This is a genomic window from Paenibacillus sp. FW101-FHT12H11 (assembly GCF_058790355.1).
Genome location: NZ_JBYTCO010000011.1, coordinates 311,946 through 331,498 on the forward strand (window position 1 = coordinate 311,946; position 19,553 = coordinate 331,498).

Annotated in this window: 19 protein-coding genes and 1 tRNA gene; 2 read left to right on the forward strand and 18 right to left on the reverse strand. The window is 48.9% G+C overall.

Annotation, left to right across the window (positions count from 1 at the left end; all coding sequences use genetic code 11):
* Nucleotides 1–45: 45 nt before the first annotated feature.
* Nucleotides 46–1,050 (reverse strand): type I glyceraldehyde-3-phosphate dehydrogenase, encoded by a 1,005-nt coding sequence (gene gap, locus AC3WTJ_RS31420; protein ID WP_127457105.1) that lies wholly within the window; start codon nt 1,048–1,050, stop codon nt 46–48.
* A gap of 78 nt (nt 1,051–1,128) precedes the next feature.
* Entirely contained in the window at nt 1,129–2,151 is a 1,023-nt protein-coding gene (locus AC3WTJ_RS31425; protein ID WP_407870216.1) for a sugar-binding transcriptional regulator, read from the reverse strand.
* A gap of 234 nt (nt 2,152–2,385) precedes the next feature.
* On the opposite strand from AC3WTJ_RS31425, the gene AC3WTJ_RS31430 reads away from it, so the two are divergent.
* Nucleotides 2,386–2,457: transfer RNA gene (locus AC3WTJ_RS31430), tRNA-Arg, on the forward strand.
* A 224-nt stretch (nt 2,458–2,681) separates the two neighbouring features.
* Nucleotides 2,682–3,263 carry an ATP-dependent Clp endopeptidase proteolytic subunit ClpP gene (gene clpP / locus AC3WTJ_RS31435; RefSeq protein WP_157323735.1) on the forward strand — a complete coding sequence of 194 codons (582 nt, stop codon included), beginning with the start codon at nt 2,682–2,684 and terminating at the stop codon, nt 3,261–3,263.
* Between the two features lie 436 nt (nt 3,264–3,699).
* On the opposite strand, the gene AC3WTJ_RS31440 is transcribed toward clpP, so the two are convergent.
* The 16 genes from AC3WTJ_RS31440 to hisG form a co-directional block, all read right to left on the reverse strand.
* Nucleotides 3,700–5,469 (reverse strand): stalk domain-containing protein, encoded by a 1,770-nt coding sequence (locus tag AC3WTJ_RS31440; protein WP_492525037.1) that lies wholly within the window; start codon nt 5,467–5,469, stop codon nt 3,700–3,702.
* 218 nt (nt 5,470–5,687) lie between these two features.
* On the reverse strand, nt 5,688–5,957 hold the full coding sequence (locus tag AC3WTJ_RS31445) for an HPr family phosphocarrier protein (RefSeq protein WP_028555561.1): 270 nt from the start codon (nt 5,955–5,957) through the stop codon (nt 5,688–5,690).
* Nucleotides 5,958–6,105: 148 nt separating this feature from the next.
* Nucleotides 6,106–7,038, reverse strand: coding sequence for a DNA-binding protein WhiA (gene whiA / locus AC3WTJ_RS31450; RefSeq protein ID WP_127458361.1), 933 nt, complete (start codon nt 7,036–7,038; stop codon nt 6,106–6,108).
* A gap of 5 nt (nt 7,039–7,043) precedes the next feature.
* Complete coding sequence (locus AC3WTJ_RS31455) at nt 7,044–8,027, reverse strand: gluconeogenesis factor YvcK family protein (RefSeq protein WP_127458362.1); 984 nt, start codon at nt 8,025–8,027, stop codon at nt 7,044–7,046.
* Nucleotides 8,028–8,058: 31 nt separating this feature from the next.
* Nucleotides 8,059–8,946, reverse strand: coding sequence for an RNase adapter RapZ (gene rapZ / locus AC3WTJ_RS31460; RefSeq protein WP_127458363.1), 888 nt, complete (start codon nt 8,944–8,946; stop codon nt 8,059–8,061).
* Between the two features lie 83 nt (nt 8,947–9,029).
* Nucleotides 9,030–9,977: an ROK family glucokinase gene (locus AC3WTJ_RS31465; protein ID WP_157323796.1), complete on the reverse strand. Its 948-nt coding sequence runs from the start codon at nt 9,975–9,977 to the stop codon at nt 9,030–9,032.
* Between the two features lie 154 nt (nt 9,978–10,131).
* Nucleotides 10,132–11,079 (reverse strand): thioredoxin-disulfide reductase, encoded by a 948-nt coding sequence (trxB, locus tag AC3WTJ_RS31470; protein WP_492525038.1) that lies wholly within the window; start codon nt 11,077–11,079, stop codon nt 10,132–10,134.
* Nucleotides 11,080–11,180: 101 nt separating this feature from the next.
* The gene (locus AC3WTJ_RS31475) at nt 11,181–12,917 is read right to left on the reverse strand and encodes a tetratricopeptide repeat protein (protein ID WP_157323741.1); all 1,737 of its coding nucleotides are present in this window, start codon (nt 12,915–12,917) and stop codon (nt 11,181–11,183) included.
* Between the two features lie 103 nt (nt 12,918–13,020).
* On the reverse strand, nt 13,021–13,971 hold the full coding sequence (locus AC3WTJ_RS31480) for a ribose-phosphate diphosphokinase (RefSeq protein WP_127458367.1): 951 nt from the start codon (nt 13,969–13,971) through the stop codon (nt 13,021–13,023).
* 75 nt (nt 13,972–14,046) lie between these two features.
* On the reverse strand, nt 14,047–14,853 hold the full coding sequence (hisJ, locus tag AC3WTJ_RS31485; RefSeq protein WP_492525039.1) for a histidinol-phosphatase HisJ: 807 nt from the start codon (nt 14,851–14,853) through the stop codon (nt 14,047–14,049).
* A gap of 26 nt (nt 14,854–14,879) precedes the next feature.
* On the reverse strand, nt 14,880–15,536 hold the full coding sequence (gene hisIE, locus AC3WTJ_RS31490) for a bifunctional phosphoribosyl-AMP cyclohydrolase/phosphoribosyl-ATP diphosphatase HisIE (RefSeq protein WP_492525040.1): 657 nt from the start codon (nt 15,534–15,536) through the stop codon (nt 14,880–14,882).
* Entirely contained in the window at nt 15,533–16,291 is a 759-nt protein-coding gene (gene hisF / locus AC3WTJ_RS31495; RefSeq protein ID WP_492525041.1) for an imidazole glycerol phosphate synthase subunit HisF, read from the reverse strand. The genes hisIE and hisF overlap by 4 nt, the downstream gene beginning before the upstream one ends.
* Nucleotides 16,292–16,339: 48 nt before the next feature.
* Nucleotides 16,340–16,945 carry an imidazole glycerol phosphate synthase subunit HisH gene (gene hisH / locus AC3WTJ_RS31500; RefSeq protein ID WP_492525042.1) on the reverse strand — a complete coding sequence of 202 codons (606 nt, stop codon included), beginning with the start codon at nt 16,943–16,945 and terminating at the stop codon, nt 16,340–16,342.
* Nucleotide 16,946: 1 nt separating this feature from the next.
* Nucleotides 16,947–17,555, reverse strand: a complete 609-nt coding sequence (hisB, locus tag AC3WTJ_RS31505; protein WP_492525043.1) for an imidazoleglycerol-phosphate dehydratase HisB — start codon at nt 17,553–17,555, stop codon at nt 16,947–16,949.
* The gene (gene hisD / locus AC3WTJ_RS31510) at nt 17,556–18,842 is read right to left on the reverse strand and encodes a histidinol dehydrogenase (RefSeq protein ID WP_492525044.1); all 1,287 of its coding nucleotides are present in this window, start codon (nt 18,840–18,842) and stop codon (nt 17,556–17,558) included. It abuts the gene before it with no gap.
* Between the two features lie 18 nt (nt 18,843–18,860).
* Nucleotides 18,861–19,499 (reverse strand): ATP phosphoribosyltransferase, encoded by a 639-nt coding sequence (gene hisG, locus AC3WTJ_RS31515; RefSeq protein ID WP_492525045.1) that lies wholly within the window; start codon nt 19,497–19,499, stop codon nt 18,861–18,863.
* Nucleotides 19,500–19,553 lie beyond the last annotated feature (54 nt).

A 19,553-nucleotide genomic window follows, 5' to 3' on the forward strand; every position in this document is an offset into this window, starting at 1 on the left:
ATCGCTTCTCCTCTTCATGTGGTTGTTAGTGTGTGTTATATGAAATTACAGACCTTTTTTAGCGATGAAAGCAGCCAAGTCAACTACACGGTTGGAGTAACCCCACTCGTTGTCGTACCAGGAAACTACTTTCAGCATGTTGTCGCCAACTACCATTGTGGACAATGCATCTACTGTGGAAGATGCTGGGTCACCATTGAAGTCGCTGGATACAAGCGGCTCTTCTGTGTAGTTCAGAATGCCTTTAAGAGGGCCTTCGGAAGCTTGTTTCAGAGCTGCGTTTACTTCGTCAACCGTTACGTTAACTTTAAGCTCAACAACCAAATCAGTTACGGATACGTTAGGTGTAGGAACACGCATAGCCATACCGTTCAATTTGCCTTTAAGTTCTGGAAGAACAAGACCGATTGCTTTTGCTGCGCCAGTGCTGGAAGGAATGATGTTCTCAGCTGCTGCACGAGCACGACGAAGGTCTTTGTGAGGAACGTCAAGCACGGATTGGTCATTTGTGTAAGAGTGAACAGTTGTCATCATACCTTTTACGATTCCGAAGCTATCGTTGATAACTTTCGCGAAAGGAGCCAAGCAGTTTGTTGTACAAGATGCGTTGGAGATGATTGTGTGAGCTGCTGGATCGTATTTGTCTTCGTTTACGCCAAGTACGATTGTGATATCTTCGTCGGAAGCAGGAGCGGAGATGATAACTTTCTTAGCTCCACCTTTCAAGTGAAGGGATGCTTTTTCTTTCGCTGTGAAGATACCAGTGGATTCAACAACGATTTCTGCGCCTACAGATGCCCATGGCAGGTTCCCAGGGTCACGCTCAGCAAAAACTTTGATGGAACGACCGTTAACGATCAATTCGCCTTCGCCAGCTTCAACTGTTGCGTCTAGTTTACCATGAGTTGTGTCATATTTAAGCAAGTGAGCCAGTGTTTTAACGTCAGTCAAATCATTTACTGCAACGATTTGTACTTCTGAGCTGTTCAAAGCTGCGCGAAACACGTTACGACCAATACGTCCGAAACCGTTAATACCTACTTTTACCATAGCGAATTCCTCCTAAGATTAAAAAAGATTTATTTATTTCAAAACGCAGCTGGTACAAGCCCACGTTATGATGTCCAATTACACATGTTTCATAATTTCAAGTGCCGCCGCTTCATCCGTGACCAACACATCTTCTTGCCCGTGCCTTAGAACGGAAGCGATCGCTTCACCCTTGCTTTTACCGCCTGCTACACCAATCACGACCTCTGTCCGATGCAGATCCTCCAGACGAAGCCCGACTGTAGGCATCTTGTGCACGACATTTCCTTGGCGGTCAAAATAGTACCCGAATGCCTCTGCCAGAGCCCCATCGTCCTGCAAGCTGCGAGTCGTTTCGGCGTCCACCTTGCGCCTTCGAGCCATGACCATAGCATCTCCGATACCGTGAACTACGATGCGACAACTGCGAACAGCGTCAACAACTTCCTGAATCTGCGGATCTTGGATAAGCGTCTGATACGCTTCCTCGCCTAAATGATCCGGCACATGAAGCAGCCTGTATTTCCCGCCTGTCTTCTTGGCCATAATAGACGCGATCGTATTTGCCTGCATATCCACGCTTTCGCCGAGTCCACCGCGAGCCGGTACGAACCAATTGCCTTTCATGGAAGAGGAAATCGTCAGGTTATTCGCAATCTGCGCCATTGTTGAGCCGCCGGTTACTGCAATAATGTCGCCCTTGGCCACATATTTGCGCAGTGCCGCTGCGCCGGCGCGTCCAAGCTCCTTCTTCGTGAAGACCGAAGTGTCCGTATCGCCAGGAACCACAATGACTTGCGAGAGACCGTACGCTTTCGCGATGCTTTCTTCCAAATCCGTCAATCCAAAAGCGATCTTAATGATCGGCAGCATATCCTCGAGCAATTGACGGCCGGACTCCGTGATCTTCATCCCAGAGGCGTCCGATTCCAAAAGCCCATGCTCCTTAAGGAAGTCTACTTCTCCGCGGAGCACCCGCTCCGTCATATCGAGCGAAGAAGCTAGCGTTCTACGTCCGACAACACCAGAGATTAAGATATGATGCAGAATCGAATATCGCTTCTTCATGATGTCCATGAGATCCGGCAAGAGCTTTTTCTGAATGTCTAGAATTTCTCTCATATAACGACGTTCGACGCTCCTGATCCAGTGATGGACGTTTTATGTCCCGGGTATACATTTTGCGTCCCACCCGGGTGAAAAAAAATGGCCTTACACGTTTATTATAACCAATAACGTTTGAACATTCAACAATTGTTCAAACAATTTCAACAAAATGTGCTGTAAGGGCTTACGGTATTGCTTTTTGCGCGGAGGTGACATATAATAACCCTTGCTTCGCTTTTTTTGAAACATGCGCCCGTGGTCCAATGGATATGACGTAGGCCTCCGAAGCCTGAGATAAAGGTTCGATTCCTTTCGGGCGCGTAAATGACATGGAAATAAGAGAAACATTAGAGAAATCAGTCGGTTGACTGATTTTTTTTATTGTTAGTTTGACCTTTCTTGACCTTCGAAGGTTTTTTCGTTATCATACTTGTAGATACTGTAAATAGTATGTACGCGGGAGATCAATTTCATAACTCATAGCATGACATTGGCCCCAGGCACCAATTTTAAAACCATCTACCCACCCCAAGGAGGTCATTCTCATGAGTTTTATCCCTATGGTCGTCGAACAGGACGCACGCGGTGAAAGAGGATATGACATCTACTCTCGCTTGCTGAAAGACCGCATCATTTTCTTAGGCACGGGTGTCAACGATGTTGTGGCAAACTCCATCATTGCTCAGTTACTATTCTTGGCCGCACAAGATCCTGATAAAGATATCTCGCTATACATTAACAGCCCTGGCGGTTCTATCACAGCCGGTATGGCGATCTACGACACGATGCAGTTCATCAAGCCGGATGTCTCCACGATCTGCGTCGGTATGGCTGCTTCGATGGGCGCATTCCTTCTGACAGCTGGCGCCAAAGGCAAGCGTTACGCGCTTCCGAACAGCGAAGTCATGATTCACCAGCCGCTTGGCGGCGCTGAAGGCCAAGCCTCCGACATCGAAATTCGCGCGAAGCGCATTTTGAAAATGCGAGACAACCTGAACAAAATCCTTGCAGAGCGCACAGGACAAACGTTCGAACGCATCGAAAAAGATACAGACCGCGACAACTTCATGAGTGCTGCTGAAGCAGCCGACTACGGACTCATCGATAAAGTAATCGAGCGCGTCTAATACAAAAAACCAGCTTGCATGACTGCTCTTCTGAGCGGCCTTGCGGCTGGTTTTTTTGTTGGTGGGCTGGTTGCTCTTTAACGGACTTCACAACCTCTATTTATCGATTTTAGGCTCCAAATTCAATTTAACGGACACCAGAGCCGTTAATTTCCATAAATAGCCCAGCAACGGAGAAAACCTGTTAAATAACGTCACCACAGTCCGTTAGCTGTCTAGCTGCTGGCAAATAGCAAAGAATAACGGCCCGTGAGTCCGTTACACATCGATACTTCTTGCCGCGCCCCGCGTTCGACTACCGCTACCAGCTGCAAGCAAGCCGCCGCCCGTTACCCTGCTGCAAAGCAAAAAAAGAGCCCCAGAGGCTCCTATCCACCCGAAAATCTGCAGATTTTCCAAGCGAAGCAATAGAATCTCCAAGGCTCTTAACAATCACTTACTTTTTCTCATCCAATGGGTAGAAAATAAGGTCAATCGGGAACGCTGAGCCCGCCGGAGGCGTGAACTCGATATCCAGCGCGTCTTCCTTGCCCGTCGTGCGAGCCAGCACTTCCATGCCGTCAAACGCGGTAATAACACCGGAGCTCGGAACCGGAATGATCTCGCCGTTAATTTTGAACGGCCCTTTGAACACGCCGCCTCTAGCCATAATCATAACAGCCATTTTGCGCGGCTTATCCGAATGGATTTTATAAACCACACCATAGTTTCCACCGTTCTCTACGTTCTCCTTGCGCATCACGTCATAACCTTTGACGAATGGGTCGGTCTTATTATCGCCTATCGTCAACACCGATGTTTTGGCGAAACTCGCCGCATCAATATCCCACTTGATTTCGGATACCGGGAAAGTCCCCCTCACATGACCATTGAAAGCCAACAAAGGAAGTTCCTTCACAGTATTCGACGTTAACCTTTGATCCGTAACAGCGAAAGACATTTGTAACTCGCCATCTGTTTCGACATCATAGAACAAGTTCACGCCTTGCCCTGGATAAAAGTCTGGAAGCTTCGCATAGACATAAGTCTCATGAGGAGCAACCGTCATTGTATCTGTGTACACATTGTTCAACAAGAAGTCTACAGAAGCTTCGCTGCCGATCAAGTTAGCGTAAACGGAAGGGTAAACCTCACCTTTATTCGTCGTCTTGATGGTTACCGGTTTATCCGTATTATTCGTGGCGAAAATCGCCATTGTCATGATTTGTTTCGTACCGTTGATATGGTCAGCATACAAACGCGCTTTCCCATTGATTTTGTCCTGATACAGAATTCCTTTTTCCGTAAACTCTTCGGGACTATCGCTTACCAGCAATGTGCGGTCAGTAAGCTCCGTTACTTTCTTAGGAAGCATCGGCAGCTCGTTGAAATGGGACCAAATGGTACCCCAGTCCGATTTGATGAAACTGCCCACAGGAGCTGTATAAATCGGGTACTCCACTTGGCTCAAATAAGGCACGTCTTCAACCGTTACATAACTTTTGAATAATTTACTTTCGTGTCCATGGCGATCCTTCACGGTCAAAGTGACCGGATATTTGCCTGGTTTGAAGAACGCTTCTTCTTTGCCAACCCAATCATAGGATGCAATACCTTCCGCATCTGGATCGTAGCTCAAATCCACATACTTCACAGGCTCTCCAAGGCGGTAAGTAGGCTTCGCAGTTGCAAACTTGGCTACAGGTCGGGAATTGCTGTCTTGATCAATATAGATGCCCTCAGGTGTCTTAAAATGGACAATCTCTACGCGACGCAATTCACTGTTGTACGTGTACTTCGCGCCCATGTAATCCGCAAGCCATGTCAGCTTGACCAGAAGCTTCCCGTTCACAATCGCAGCAACCGAGTTAAAAGGCGTATCCACGCCATTGGTCGTAACTGTCTTATGGTCAGCATCCAACACGATGTTGTAGCCTGGAGGTGTCATTTGAATCGTCCGGGAATCATTATTCCACTCCACTTTGAAGCCCATGGTATCGCCCAAGAACTTGGCAGGAACAAAAGTACTGCCGTTGATAATCGTAGCTGGCGACTCCAAATGAATCTGATCCTCATTCACGAAAGCTTCTGACTTATCGATATAAAGTAAAATAAAGGACGAACTCGCCGATACGGCATGCGCTGCTGGTGCTGAAATCGCACTAGCCAGAAACACTAGTAAAGCGAGCATAACAGTAATCTCTTTCCTTAAAGCATTCCATTTCATTCTTTCTCTAACTCCTTTTGCCTTAGTATGCGAGGTATGCGAGATAGAGGGCAAAGCAAATAGCCCTTTCCTTCATTGACCACGTTCATTAGACGCCGCCAAGAGAAAAAGGTTGCTAGTCTATTCAAATGTTAACAAGATTGACACTTATTGACCGTAACTGCCAAAAGCAGCGGTCAATTGCAAAAAAGCCTCCTCGAAAGGAAGCTTTTGAAGGATTATTGGTTTTCCAATTCTTCCTTGCTAACTAACGTGACTAAAGCGTTTACAGCCTGCTCTGCATCCGAACCTTCTGCACTTATGAAGACTTCGGTCCCTGTGCTGATCGCGAGACTCATAATTCCCATGATGCTCTTGGCATTCACTTTCTTCTCATCTTTCTCAACGAAGATCTCAGATGAAAACTTATTCGCCTCTTGAACAAACAATGCCGCAGGTCTGGCATGAAGTCCTGTTCTCAACTTCACAACGACTGGACGTCTGGACATGGAACTAATTCCCCCTAGTGTGGCGCTTATATGAATTACTACTGATAACAGTGCTATTCCTTATGTTATAACATTATACCATTTTTCCCTCAAGTACACTAGAAAAAATGAGAAAAACTTATTTACATCGTGTTCAGTCCCGTAAAAACTAAGAATTCCGCTGTTTTTCAGCCAATTCGTCAATTTTTCGCAGGCGATGATTGACGCCGGATTTACTGACATTGCCCTTGAGCATATCGCCAACTTCCTTGAGATTCAGATCAGGATGCTGAAGTCTGATTTCGGCAACCTCTCTCAATTTCTCTGGCAAACTGTCAAGTCCAACCTCTCTTTGCAAAAGCCGAATGTTCTCGATCTGCCTCACCGCCGCTCCGATCGTCTTGTTCAGATTCGCTGTTTCACAATTAACAATCCGATTCACCGAGTTCCGCATATCCTTCATGATCCGGACATCCTCGAAGCGCAGCAGCGCTTGATGAGCCCCAATGATACTGAGAAACTCAATAATCTTCTCGCCTTCCTTGATGTACAGGACGAACCCTTTCTTACGCTCGATAAAGCGGGCATTCAAGTCGAATTTGTTGGCTAGGTGCGCCAGCGCCTTGCAATGCTCCTCATAGATCGAGGCAATCTCAAGATGATAGGAAGATCCTTCGGGATTATTCACCGAGCCGCCGGCCATGAAAGCTCCGCGGAGATAAGCGCGTTTGCAGCAGTTGCCCTTAATAATCTCTTTGTTGATTCCTGTCGTAAAGATAAATCCTTCAGAAACGATTTTCAGATCACTGAGCAGCTCTTGCACTTGACCAGGTACTCGAACAATATATACATTATTCTTCTTCAAACGCATTTTCTTGCGCACGAGCAGTTCGGTGTGCAGTTTGTACGTCTTTTTGATGAGGGAGTATATACGTCTGGCGATAGCAGCGTTTTCGGTAGAGATATCGAGAACAACGCGCTGGTTCGTTAACTGAACCGATCCATTCATGCGAATTAAAGCAGATAACTCCGCTTTTTCACAACACGCTTCCGCTTCGGTTATTAAGGTCAATTCTTTTTTGGTTGTTGCCGCAAAGGACATGAGACTCACTTCTTCCTTGACATCCAGCTTTCGACAAGCTGATAAATATGGTCACTCAATTTCTCAGCGTCATGTCGAAGGTACGTGCGGAATAGCACGAGGCGGTCAGCAATGACCCGATACCCTCTTTTCGTGACTTCATCCAAATCCAAGTGAACCGCTTTTGAACCTTTTTCGGCATATCTCGCCTGAACTTGCGGTGGTATTTCGCCATTGTTTACGATCACATAATCGAACAAATGCCGCTTGAGATGATCATATACCGCATCAAGGTGATCGCTGACGGAGTAGTCATCGGTTTCCCCAGGCTGCGTCATGACATTGCAAATGAACATTTTCACTGCTTTCGATTTGGCGATCTCCTCCGCAATACCCGGAACAAGCAGATTCGGCAGCAAACTGGTGTATAGACTGCCTGGGCCGCAAAGAATCGCATCCGCATCGCGGATAGCCAGAATTGCGTCCGCCAGCGGCGTCACGTTCGCTGGTTCTATGAACACTTGCTTAATGCGCCCTTCCGCTTTGGGAATTTTGGATTCCCCTATGACTAAAGTACCATCTTCCATTATCGCTTTCAACACGATCGCTTGGTTGGAAGCCGGAATAACACGCCCCCGAACCGCGAATACCCGGTTCATCTCTTGCACGGCCGTTACGAAATCACCGGTAATGTCAGTGAGCGCCGCTAATATTAGATTTCCCAGACTGTGCCCAGCTAAACCTGTTCCCACCTGAAAACGATACTGCAGCATTAAAGACAGCAGCGGCTCGACATCAGCAAGTGAGGTCAATACGTTGCGAATATCCCCTGGAGGGGGCATCTGCATCTCATTGCGGAGAATGCCGGAGCTTCCTCCGTCGTCCGCTACCGTAACGATAGCAGTAATATCAACTGGCTTTTCCTTCAAACCTCTAAGCATTACGGAAAGACCTGTGCCGCCGCCGATTACGACTATTCTGGGAGTGCGCTGTGATTTTTCATATTTCATCCTTCATTCACCCTCTTAATCGTTAGGACGCCTATACCCGGTCCCGCTCGGCATCTCGATGACTCAAACGCACAGCTTCCGTTTCACTGTTCCCCAGAACCTTACCCAGGTATTCGGTAATGGCTACGGAACGATGTTTCCCTCCTGTACAGCCTATCCCCACAACCACCTGGCTTTTGCCTTCTTTCTTGTATTGAGGCATTAAGAAGTTCAGCATATCAAGCAATTTTGTCAGGAACTCTTGCGTCTCGGTCCATTTCATCACGTAGTCGTACACATCGGGGTCTTGACCTGTCTGCGGGCGAAGCTGTTCCACATAATGGGGATTCGGCAAGAAGCGAACATCGAAGATTAAATCAGCATCAATGGGTACACCATACTTAAATCCGAAAGAGATTACATTTATAGATATGCGGTTGGTTTCCAAATTGGTAAACCGGGAAATAATTCTTTCTTTGAGCTGCACTGGTTTCAAAGTACTGGTGTCAATAACCTGTGTAGCCAGACCTTTGAGCTCCTCCAGCAACTTGCGTTCAAGCCCAATGCCTTCGAGTGGTGCACCTTCGGGCGCAAGCGGATGCCGGCGTCGGCTCTCTTTGTAGCGTTGAACAAGTGTCGCATCGGTAGCATCTAAGAAAAGAATTTCATAACTTAGCGTGTAATTCTCATGGATATATCGAAGCGACTCCTGAAGTGCAGTGAAAAATTCACGCCCCCGCAAATCAATCACCAGTGCGACTTTGCCGATTTTCCCCATCGACTGTACGATCAACTCAGCGAATTTCGGAATAAGGACAGGCGGTAAATTATCGACGCAGAAGAATCCGAGATCCTCGAGGCTCTGCACCGCAATTGTCTTTCCAGCACCCGACATTCCTGTAATAATGACCAGTTTCGCTAAAGGGTGGTTCTCTTCCATGAATGACACCTTCCTTTGGAGTGCTTTCGCAGGCCGAAGTCCCTGCCATCAGCCATGCGAACCGTACTTGTCAGTCTAGCATTCTAACGCAAGTTCAAACCGGCAGCGCCTACGACACCAGCGTCATTACCAAGTGTAGCGGCAACAATCTCTACGCCTTCAGCGGCCGCTTCCGGTGTGTATTTCTTGAATGTATCGCGGATTGGTTGGAACAGAATTTCGCCTGCTTTGGATACGCCACCGCCGATGATGAAACGTTTCGGGTTAACAACGACAGCGAGTGCCGCCATAGAGCGTCCAAGATAGTAAGCAGCACGGTTCACGATGCGAAGAGACACTTCGTCTCCGCTTTTTGCAGCGTCGAAGACATGCTTCGCTTCAATTTTCTCATGAAGCGCAAGAGAAGTACGCTCTCCGCGTTCAACCGCTTCTTTGGCCATACGAACGATACCTGTTGCTGAGGATACCGTCTCCAAACAACCCATTTGTCCGCATCCACATTGAATCGCTTCGATATCCGGCACAACCGACATGTGTCCAAGCTCGCCAGCCATACCCGCAGAACCTTGATAGATTTTACCGTTAATAATAATACCGCCGCCAACACCTGTTCCCAACGTATAGCAAACTACATTCGGAATCCCCGCACCTGCTCCAGCCCATGCTTCGCCTAACGCTGCCACGTTGGCATCGTTGTCGATTTTCACGGTTTTGCCCAGAAGCGTTTCCAACATTTTCTTGGCAGGGACATTATGCCAATTCAAATTTGGAGAGAATTTGACGAATCCTTCCGGAATATCCATGAATCCGGCTAACCCCGCGCCGATACCCGCAACTTGCTCCCACTCATAAGGGGATTCTTCGACAATTTGTCGCACTTGCGCCGCAATTCGACCAATGACTGACTCAGCGCCATTCTCTGCGCCTGTAGGCCCTTCTAACGTTTGCAGCAGCTTCCCCTGCTCGTCGCAGATACCGACTTTAATGTTGGTACCGCCTAAATCTACACCGATATAAATCTGATTTGACATTTGCAAGGTCACCTCATGAATAATCATTAAAATTTTCGGGCATATGCTCCTGTTTAAACTATAAGACAACCCTGTATACAGGTCAAGATTCAACTATTCCCCAATGAAATGAGAAAACGTGGAAAGCATAGCCTTCCACGTTTTCTGTACCCTCTTACAGCGATTGACTCCAATCGTGTACGATATGGCCTTCAAGGAATTTCTCAGCTTCAAGGGCTGCTGCACAGCCACTTCCCGCTGCTGTGATCGCTTGGCGATATTTGGTATCTTGTACGTCGCCGCAAGCGAAAACGCCAGGAATATTCGTTTCCATCGTGCCTGGCTTCACAATGATGTAGCCAAGCTCATCGGTATCAATTTGTCCACCTAGGAACTTCGTATTCGGTGTATGACCGATCGCTACGAAAATACCATCTGTTTCGATAATTTCTTCTTCGCCAGTGGTATTATTTTTCACTTTCAGACCTGTAACACCCTTCTCGCCGGATACAACTTCAAGCGGTGTATTGTTCAGCGCCCATTTCACTTTCTCGTTACCGCGCGCGCGATCTTGCATGATTTTGGAAGCGCGTAGCTCATCGCGACGATGAACCAAGCGTACCTCGGAAGCAAAGCGAGTCAAGAAGTTCGCCTCTTCCATAGCGGAGTCTCCGCCGCCCACGACGATAATCTTTTTGCCGCGGAAAAAGAAGCCGTCACACGTTGCGCAAGTACTTACGCCGCGTCCGATATTTTCCTTCTCATTGCCGATCCCGAGCAATTTAGCGGAAGCGCCGGTGGAAATGATCAATGTTTCTGTTTCAATCTCGCCCAGACCTTCAACTTGCAATTTGAATGGACGATTGGTTAGTTCAACGGAATTGACCCAACCTGTTTTGAATTCAGCGCCAAAGCGTTCCGCTTGTTTGCGCATGTTCTCCATTAATTCAGGACCCATGATGCCTTCAGGGAAACCTGGGAAATTCTCTACCTCGGTGGTAGTGGTCAATTGCCCGCCTGGCTCCGGACCCTCAATAACAAGTGGGCTAAGGTTAGCACGAGCTAGATAAATGGCTGCTGTTAGACCGGATGGTCCTGTTCCTACGACGACTGATTTGTACATTTGGTTTCCCTCCTAGTTGCTTTCCACCAAGAAAGCTATCTTTAGTATGCATACATCTATGTATGAAAGCCGGGTCTCACGACACGGCAAAAACCCAGCTATCAAATGCTCGTAAATTTGTCGAAAATAGCTTCCATCTTCTCGCGTAGGCCGCAAGTATCATCAATCAGTTTCACATTGCGGCTGACTGTTGAGACCGTCACGCCATAACGCGCAGAGACCTCTTGATACGAAATTGCGCGGCGATGCATCTTGGCAATCAAATATTCTAACGCCGCTGCCCAGCCTTCCGATTTCTGAATTTTGGGCACAGACGGATACATCTTCGTCAGAAATTCCACCCACAGGATTTCTAAATCATACTGTTGCACCATATCGTAGCGCTTATGCATGTGGGAAAGCGCTGTTTCCATGACGCTTTGCCATTTGACATCCCAAATAGGCAAGTGCGGCGAGTAGGGAGAAGCCTCCACCATAATTTCTTCATTTTCAAGAAAAGCAGGAATGGACTCCCTAATTCCCATGCTGCGAAGAACAAAAATGGCTACTTTCTTCAAATAGTCATCTTCATGGCGATCCAGAATGAAGTCCTGCAGCGCATCTCTCACTTCACCGTCGGCAATCAGACCAAAGGCTTGAATAACCTGCAGCTTCGTTTCGATATCTCCATGACGTAATGCCCAGAAGAAGGAGGAGCGCACAAGCGGATCTTTCTTCAACTGATCAGGAATGCCTTGCGAGGATTTCTCCAACACACGGAATTGCTCTTCAAAGGGTAGATGGTAATGATAGCTCCAAGTTAATGGACCTTCTGCCTTCTCTCTTGTACGCAGTTGATCCAAGTAAAACTTGGAGATCTCAGCGCCGGGATCCAGCTTCTGTGTTTGCTTCCAGTACCGATAGGCTTCATCGAACCGCCCCAGATGACAAGCCGCTACCGCTGCATAGTGGTACAAGCAGGGATCTGCTGCACCGTCACCAGCTTTCAGCAGACGCTTGAACAGATGGTACGCTTTCTCATGTTGAGAAAGAATCCCCATCGTCGTAGCAAGCTTAAAGACATGATCCTGCTGAAACGGATACGTTTTGCATAAGAGCTCCGTTAACTCCGCCAGCTCTTTCTTATTACCGAAATGCTGATGGAAGATGGCCATGTTACACAGGGCATGCAAATTCCCAGCATCAATTTCGAGCACCGCGCGGATGGTTTCCATCGCCTTATCGAATTGGCCCATATAATAATAGGCGAGGGCCAAGTTGTTCCGTGCTGCCGTGAATTCAGGCTGATTCTTCACCAGCTTCTCCAGCTGCCTCACGGCCTCGGCGAATTTCCCTTCTTCCAGAAGAGCGCGGGCTTTATCATGCTCGAAGAGCCCTTCTCGACTCTTGATGCTAGTGAGAGGGGCGGGCCGTTCAAGCTCGTAGCTCAGCATTTCCATCATTTCTTCGGATTCGTCCATAAACTGACCTGTTGGGTCCGTTTCTAAATACCGAACTAATGCTTGTTCTGCCTGCTCGAAATTTTCCATATTGGCGTAGTTGTTCGCCATATAAAAGTGACATTCCGTCATCTCGGGATCGATCGTTTCAAGGATATGCTGCAAAATTTGGTTCGACTCGTCGTAATTGCCCATTTCGGAGAGAACTCCCGCGAGGTTGCAGTGATTCACAGGGTTATCCTGCTCATACTCCGCAGCCCGCCGGAAATATTTCAATGCCTTATCATAATGAAACCGATCCAAAGATTGAACCGCTCTCTCGAAAAAGAATGCGGCATCCATATTTATTGAGATTACTTTAGGTTTTGGCGCATCGGACACACGCTTAATCTTTTCCATAGCAAGACACCTCCGGCAATTTGATTACAACTCAAATTATACCATAGATCGCTTGGAAGCCAAAAACATTATCCGAAGGTAAGATCTGGTCTACACAAATTCCTTATACGCCGCCGTATTTAAACAAGGAAGACAAGGAACCGCCATCATTAATAATGCGGATTGCATCGGATAACAATGGAGCTACGGAAAGCACATTAAATTTATCGGAGTGTCCTTCCGGAATCGCGATGGAGTCCGTAATGATCACTTCTTTGATGTTCGGGTGATCCAAGCGCTGCAGAGCTGGCCCTGAGAAAACAGGATGCGTTGCACAGATGTAAACGTCGTGCGCGCCTCTTTCTTTCAAGCTTTCTACAACGTTAACAATCGTCGTTCCTGTATCAATCAGATCCTCGATAATAATCGGTGTACGGCCGACAACATCACCAATGACGTGAGTAATCACGGACTCATTGTGTTCCGGTCGTTTCTTGATCATCATCGCGAAAGGTGCATCCAGGATGTTCGCCATTTTCTCAGCCGTTGTTGCACGGCCTGCATCTGGAGATACGATGATCGGGTTATGCAGATTTTTCTTTTTAATGCAATCACTAATAACGTCAAGTGCCGTCAGATGGTCAACTGGAATATTGAAGAAGCCTTGAATCGCCGGTGCATGCAGGTCAATCGTAACAACACGGTGTGCGCCTGCCGCACTGAACAAGTCAGCGACTAATTTAGCAGAAATCGGCTCACGCGGAGCAGCCTTGCGTTCTTGACGAGAGTAACCATAATATGGGATGACAAGGTTGATCGTTTTTGCAGAAGCTCTTTTTGCCGCATCCATCATGACCAAGAGTTCCATCATATGTTCATTAATCGGATGGGAGAAGGTTTGTACCAGGAATACGTCACAGTTACGAATCGTTTCTTCGTAGAGACAGTAGATTTCTCCGCTTTTAAAACGGGATAATTTGATTTGTCCAAGCGGCTGGCCGAGCTCTTTACAAATACGTTCCGCAAGCTTCGGATTCGAAGATCCGGAAAAAATTTTAACATTGTCGCTATGCATGGTTAATGGTTACCTCCGAAGGTTCATTAAATAGATTGTTCACGCCCTACTCATTATACATGAAAGGTGTCGAATTTAAAAAGTCACAAGTTGTCGATTTCGTGCATGAAATGTGGCTATTTCGTTAAATCCAATCATTTTGAGCAGCGATCTTGCTTCATCCAAATATTGGCCTAACCGCTCCGGCTGATGAGCATCCGATCCAAGCGTCACCGGGATTCCCACCTTATGGCAATATTCCAGCATGCGGCGGCTAGGAAACATCTCTTTGCAAGGATGACGCAGCCCGGATGCATTCAACTCAATCGCAAGCCCACACTCCTTCACCGTGTCCAGCGCGGCTTTCTCCAACTCCCATGTATCGCGATCCGGCACATAACCAAACCGCTTGATCATATCGAGATGACCCAGGTAATCATACAGTCCTGTACGGGCTGCTTTCTTCACTGCCTCGTAGTATTGGGTATAAACCTCATAAATATCCTTACCTTCCCAACCAGCGATCTGACGAAAATCAGAAATATCCCACTCGCCTAAAAAATGGACGGAGCCAATCACGTAATCCCATGGATACGCTTTAATAATGGCCGCTATTTCTGACTCATAACCTTCAATATAATCGCCTTCGAGACCGACACGAATATCAATTAGATCCTTGTACTTCTCTTTCAGATGCAGGCACTCCTCGACATAGCGAGGCAGTTCCTCCATTGGCATAGCCATCTCTGGCCAATAGGTCTGCGGATCCACATGCAAAAGCGGCATATGATCAGACAGCCCTAATTGCGTGAGCCCGATCTCGATGCCGCGTTTGACGTATTCCTCTAGTTCCCCAGAGGCGTGACCGCAGCGCACATGATGTGTATGATAATCAATCAACATCGTGATATCACTCCAGGTCGTCTTATTTATTTTTTAACATGCCGATTCGCAAGCTCTTTCATAATATCATCCAATGGCAGTTTATTATTACGTAAAAGAACCATTAAGTGAAAAATGAGATCGCTAGCTTCATAGCGAAGCTCGTCGTTGTCTTTATTTTTGGCTGCAATAATGACTTCCGCCGTTTCTTCGCCTACTTTTTTGAGGATCTTATCAACGCCTTTTTCGAAAAGGTAGGTCGTATAAGCGCCTTCCGGACGCTCAGCATCACGTGAAGCAATAACGGCTTCCAGCTCGCCAAGGATGGCAAATCGATCTCCGGATACCGCAGGCTCCGTTCCTTCTTGCGCCGTCCCTTCGACCGGAATGCTTTCCGTGAAGCAAGTGTAAGTGCCGTTGTGGCAAGCCGGTCCTACTTGCTCTACGAGCACTAGCAGCGTATCCGCATCGCAGTCATAGCGCAGAGCCTTCACTTTTTGCGTATGACCCGAAGTAGCGCCTTTGTTCCAAAGCTCCTCACGGGAGCGGCTCCAGAACCAAGTGTCTCCGGTTTGAATCGTACGTTGCAAAGATTCGCTGTTCATATAGGCCAGCATAAGAACCTCTTTGCTGACGGCATCCTGTACAATGGCAGGTACCAGTCCGTGTGCATCATATTTAATCTGTTCCAGTGAAAATGTCATCGAATTTCAACCCCTTTACCTTTCAGGTCAGCTTTGACCCCTTGAATCGATAGCTCTTTATAGTGAAAAATTGTAGCAGCGAGCCCTGCATCGGCTTTGCCTTCGGTGAATACGTCGTAGAAATGTTCCGTTCTGCCCGCTCCGCCGGAAGCAATGACAGGAACGGTGAGCAGCTCGGAAACAGCGCGTGTCAGCTTCAAGTCGAACCCGTCCTTCGTACCGTCCGCATCCATGCTCGTCAGCAGGATTTCGCCGGCGCCAAGCTCTTCCATGCGCTTCGCCCACTCCAGCGTCTTAATGCCAGTAGCATTGCGGCCGCCGTGTGTGAACACTTCCCACTCGCCCCACTCCGCGTTGAACTTCGCATCAATCGCCACGACGATACACTGGGAGCCGAATTTGCGCGCTCCATCGGACACTAGCTGAGGATTGCGAACCGCCGCCGTGTTGATCCCGATTTTATCCGCTCCTGCCCGAAGCAGGCGTTTCATATCATCTACGCTGGAGATGCCTCCTCCAACCGTGAAAGGAATCGTGATTTCCCCCGCCGTTTGCCGGACAACCTCCACCATCGTTGCTCTTCCTTCGACGGAAGCCGAAATGTCGAGGAAAACGAGCTCATCCGCTCCTTCTTTATCATAAATCGCTGCTAGCTCCACGGGATCGCCCGCATCACGTAAATTCACAAAATTTACGCCTTTGACCACCCGGCCATCCTTGACGTCGAGGCAAGGAATAATTCTTTTGGCTAACATGATGGCACCTCCTTCTTGACTTAGCAGAAAGAAAGAAAACCTATCCGCCTACTTGCACATCGCCAGAAAATTTTTCAATAGCTGCATGCCGATATCTCCGCTCTTCTCGGGGTGGAACTGCATGCCGTACACGTTGTCTCTACCCACAATCGCCGTCACCGGCTGATAATAGTCCGTCACTGCCAGTAGGTCGCTTTCGCGCTCCGGCTTCGCGTGATAAGAGTGCACAAAGTACACGTGTCCTTCTTCAATCCCTTGGAAAATCGGACTCGCGCTTTGCTTGTAGCTCAGCTTGTTCCAACCCATATGCGGCACCTTATAGTCGCCGCGAAAGCGCACAACCGAACCGGGCAGAAGACCCAGCCCTTCGTGATCCCCATGCTCCTCGCTGGAAGCGAACAGCAGCTGCATGCCAAGGCAAATGCCGAGCAGCGGCTTGCCGGACTCCGCATACCGTTTCACCACGTCGCCCAGACCGGACTCGCGAAGTTGCTCCATCGCATCGCCGAACGCTCCTACTCCTGGCAGAATCGCTCCCTCAGCAGCAAGAATCCGTTCCGTATCACCTGTAACCACAGCTTCATAACCAAGCCGCTCAACGGCTTTGCTGACGCTATGTAAATTCCCCATGCCATAATCGATAATCACGATCATTCTACAGCACTCCCTTCGTCGAAGGAACCCCCTGAACGCGAGGATCAATCGTTGTCGCTTCATCGATTGCGCGACCTAGCGCTTTAAACACCGCTTCAATCATGTGGTGAGTGTTGTGCCCGTAATGTACGATGACATGAAGCGTGATGCGAGCTTCCAGCGCCAGCTTCCATAGAAACTCATGAACAAGCTGCGTTTCAAAGCTGCCCACGTTGGCCGTAGGATACTGAGCGCGATACTCAAAATGCGGTCGGTTGCTGATATCAATAACGACCTGCGCGAGCGCCTCATCCATAGGGACAAATACGCTTGCATAACGTTTGATCCCTCTTTTATCACCTAACGCTTCTCGTAACGTTTGGCCTAAGCAAATCCCGATATCCTCGACCGTGTGATGATCGTCGATTTCGATATCGCCTTTAGCGTCAACGTTCAGATCGAAATGTCCATGCTTCGTGAACAAATCCAACATATGATTCAAGAAAGGAACGTCCGTTTGAATTTCCGAGATCCCTGTCCCATCCACTTGGAACGATAGTTTGATATCCGTTTCATTCGTTTTGCGGGCTACACTTGCCGAGCGGCCCTTCCCATTATCCTGTTCAGCCATTTATTTCAACTTCCCTTCCTTCTTGAGTCGTACTTCCACCGCTCTTGCATGACCTTCCAGCCCCTCATTGCGGGCCAAAGTCATAATCATATCGCCGTTCGCGATGAGCGCTTCCTTGCTATAGTGAATAACGCTTGATTTTTTCAGAAAATCATCCACATTCAACGGGGATGAGAAACGGGCTGTACCGTTCGTCGGCAGCACGTGGTTCGGCCCGGCGAAATAATCGCCGACAGGCTCTGTGCTGTACGCGCCCAAGAAGATAGCACCAGCATTCTCAATGCGCGGTAGCAGGTTAAAAGGCTCCTGCACCAACAGCTCGCAATGCTCTGGCGCCAAACGGTTGACAACGTCAACGCCCTCGTCCAAGCTGTCCACGAGGAGAATGGCTCCTCTGGTCGCCGTGGAAACGGCAGCGATCGCTTTCTTCGGCAGCACGTCCAGCTGCCGCCATAGCTCTAGCCGAACCGATTCGGCTAGCTCCTGCGACGGTGTCACCAGAATGGCCGGTGACATCTCATCATGCTCGGCTTGCGCCAGCAAATCCGCCGCCACGTATTCAGGATCGGCGTGCTCATCCGCCAGCACGACGATGTCCGTTGGCCCGGCGATCATGTCGATATCGACGACGCCGAACACGAAGCGCTTCGCCAGCGCGACGTAGATGTTGCCGGGGCCGACGATTTTATCGACCGGCTGGATCGATTCCGTGCCGTAGGCCAGCGCGGCTACTGCCTGCGCCCCGCCGGCGCGGTAGATCTCTTTCACACCCGCTTCGGCTGCGGCCACGAGGATATGCGGGTTGATGCCCTCTTCCCCAGCGGTGGCCGGAGGCGTCACCATCGCAATTTCCGGCACCCCCGCCACGATCGCGGGGATGGCATTCATCAGCACGGAGGACGGGTACGCCGCCTTCCCTCCGGGTACATACAAGCCGACCCGCTTCAGCGGTCGGATGATTTGGCCCAGCAGGCTGCCGTCCGGCTGCAGGTCCATCCATGACGTGCGTTTCTGCTTCTCATGAAACGCACGAATATTAGCGGCCGCTTGACGCAGCGCCGCCAAGAACTCGGCGTCGACCTGTGCGTACGCCGCCTGGATCTCTTCGTCGCTGACACGCAGCTCAGCGACTTCGACGCGGTCAAACTCGCGCGCCATGCGCCGCAGCGCGGCGTCGCCGTCCTGACGCACCTCATCGATGATGCGGCGGACGGTTTCATTTTGCTCCGGTGAACCGTATTCGACCTCGCGTTTCAATTCAAATTCCGAGGCGGGTAGTATCCGCATAGCTATCTCCCTTTCTTTCTAAATCTTCGTCAGCGCAGGAAGTACCGCCTGCAGCATATCACACAACCGCTGAATGGATTCGTTCTTCATGCGGTAGCTAACCCGATTCGCAATTAAGCGGCTCGTAATTTGAAAAATCTCTTCTTGCTCCACGAGTCCGTTCTCTTTGAGCGTCTGTCCCGTCTCCACCATGTCCACAATACGGTCAGCAAGACCGATGAGCGGCGCCAGCTCGATGGAGCCGTTCAACTTAATGACCTCTACCTGCTGCCCTTGCTCGCGGAAATATTGTGATGCCACGTTCGGATACTTCGTCGCCACTCTTGGATTGATGACTTGCTTCCAATCCGGCAGCCCGATCACCGACATGCGGCAGCGTGCAATCCCCAGATCCAGCAGCTCGTAAACGTTACGGTTTTCCTCCATTAACACATCCTTGCCGACAACCCCGATATCCGCTACCCCATATTCGACATAGGTCGGGACATCCACAGGTTTAGCCAAAATGAATTCCATTTTCGCTTCATGTACGGGAATAATTAACCGGCGTCCTTCTTCCAAATCCTCCGGAATCGGCAGCCCCGCTTTATGAAAAAGCTTCGCTGCCTGTTTATAAATACGGCCTTTCGGCATCGCTACTTTAAGTATTTCATCCACCGTTCCAACCTACCTTCCGATCGCCGGAGGAAAAACGCTTAATCTGCGCTCTCC

Excerpts from the sequence above, each read along its gene's own strand:
- gap (WP_127457105.1), bottom strand. The coding sequence starts at position 1,050 with ATGGTAAAAGTAGGTATTAACGGTTTCGGACGTATTGGTCGTAACGTG.
- AC3WTJ_RS31425 (WP_407870216.1), bottom strand. The coding sequence starts at position 2,151 with ATGAGAGAAATTCTAGACATTCAGAAAAAGCTCTTGCCGGATCTCATG.
- clpP (WP_157323735.1), top strand. The coding sequence starts at position 2,682 with ATGAGTTTTATCCCTATGGTCGTCGAACAGGACGCACGCGGTGAAAGA.
- AC3WTJ_RS31440 (WP_492525037.1), bottom strand. The coding sequence starts at position 5,469 with ATGAAATGGAATGCTTTAAGGAAAGAGATTACTGTTATGCTCGCTTTA.
- AC3WTJ_RS31445 (WP_028555561.1), bottom strand. The coding sequence starts at position 5,957 with ATGTCCAGACGTCCAGTCGTTGTGAAGTTGAGAACAGGACTTCATGCC.
- whiA (WP_127458361.1), bottom strand. The coding sequence starts at position 7,038 with ATGTCCTTTGCGGCAACAACCAAAAAAGAATTGACCTTAATAACCGAA.
- AC3WTJ_RS31455 (WP_127458362.1), bottom strand. The coding sequence starts at position 8,027 with ATGAAATATGAAAAATCACAGCGCACTCCCAGAATAGTCGTAATCGGC.
- rapZ (WP_127458363.1), bottom strand. The coding sequence starts at position 8,946 with ATGGAAGAGAACCACCCTTTAGCGAAACTGGTCATTATTACAGGAATG.
- AC3WTJ_RS31465 (WP_157323796.1), bottom strand. The coding sequence starts at position 9,977 with ATGTCAAATCAGATTTATATCGGTGTAGATTTAGGCGGTACCAACATT.
- trxB (WP_492525038.1), bottom strand. The coding sequence starts at position 11,079 with ATGTACAAATCAGTCGTCGTAGGAACAGGACCATCCGGTCTAACAGCA.
- AC3WTJ_RS31475 (WP_157323741.1), bottom strand. The coding sequence starts at position 12,917 with ATGGAAAAGATTAAGCGTGTGTCCGATGCGCCAAAACCTAAAGTAATC.
- AC3WTJ_RS31480 (WP_127458367.1), bottom strand. The coding sequence starts at position 13,971 with ATGCATAGCGACAATGTTAAAATTTTTTCCGGATCTTCGAATCCGAAG.
- hisJ (WP_492525039.1), bottom strand. The coding sequence starts at position 14,853 with ATGTTGATTGATTATCATACACATCATGTGCGCTGCGGTCACGCCTCT.
- hisIE (WP_492525040.1), bottom strand. The coding sequence starts at position 15,536 with ATGACATTTTCACTGGAACAGATTAAATATGATGCACACGGACTGGTA.
- hisF (WP_492525041.1), bottom strand. The coding sequence starts at position 16,291 with ATGTTAGCCAAAAGAATTATTCCTTGCCTCGACGTCAAGGATGGCCGG.
- hisH (WP_492525042.1), bottom strand. The coding sequence starts at position 16,945 with ATGATCGTGATTATCGATTATGGCATGGGGAATTTACATAGCGTCAGC.
- hisB (WP_492525043.1), bottom strand. The coding sequence starts at position 17,555 with ATGGCTGAACAGGATAATGGGAAGGGCCGCTCGGCAAGTGTAGCCCGC.
- hisD (WP_492525044.1), bottom strand. The coding sequence starts at position 18,842 with ATGCGGATACTACCCGCCTCGGAATTTGAATTGAAACGCGAGGTCGAA.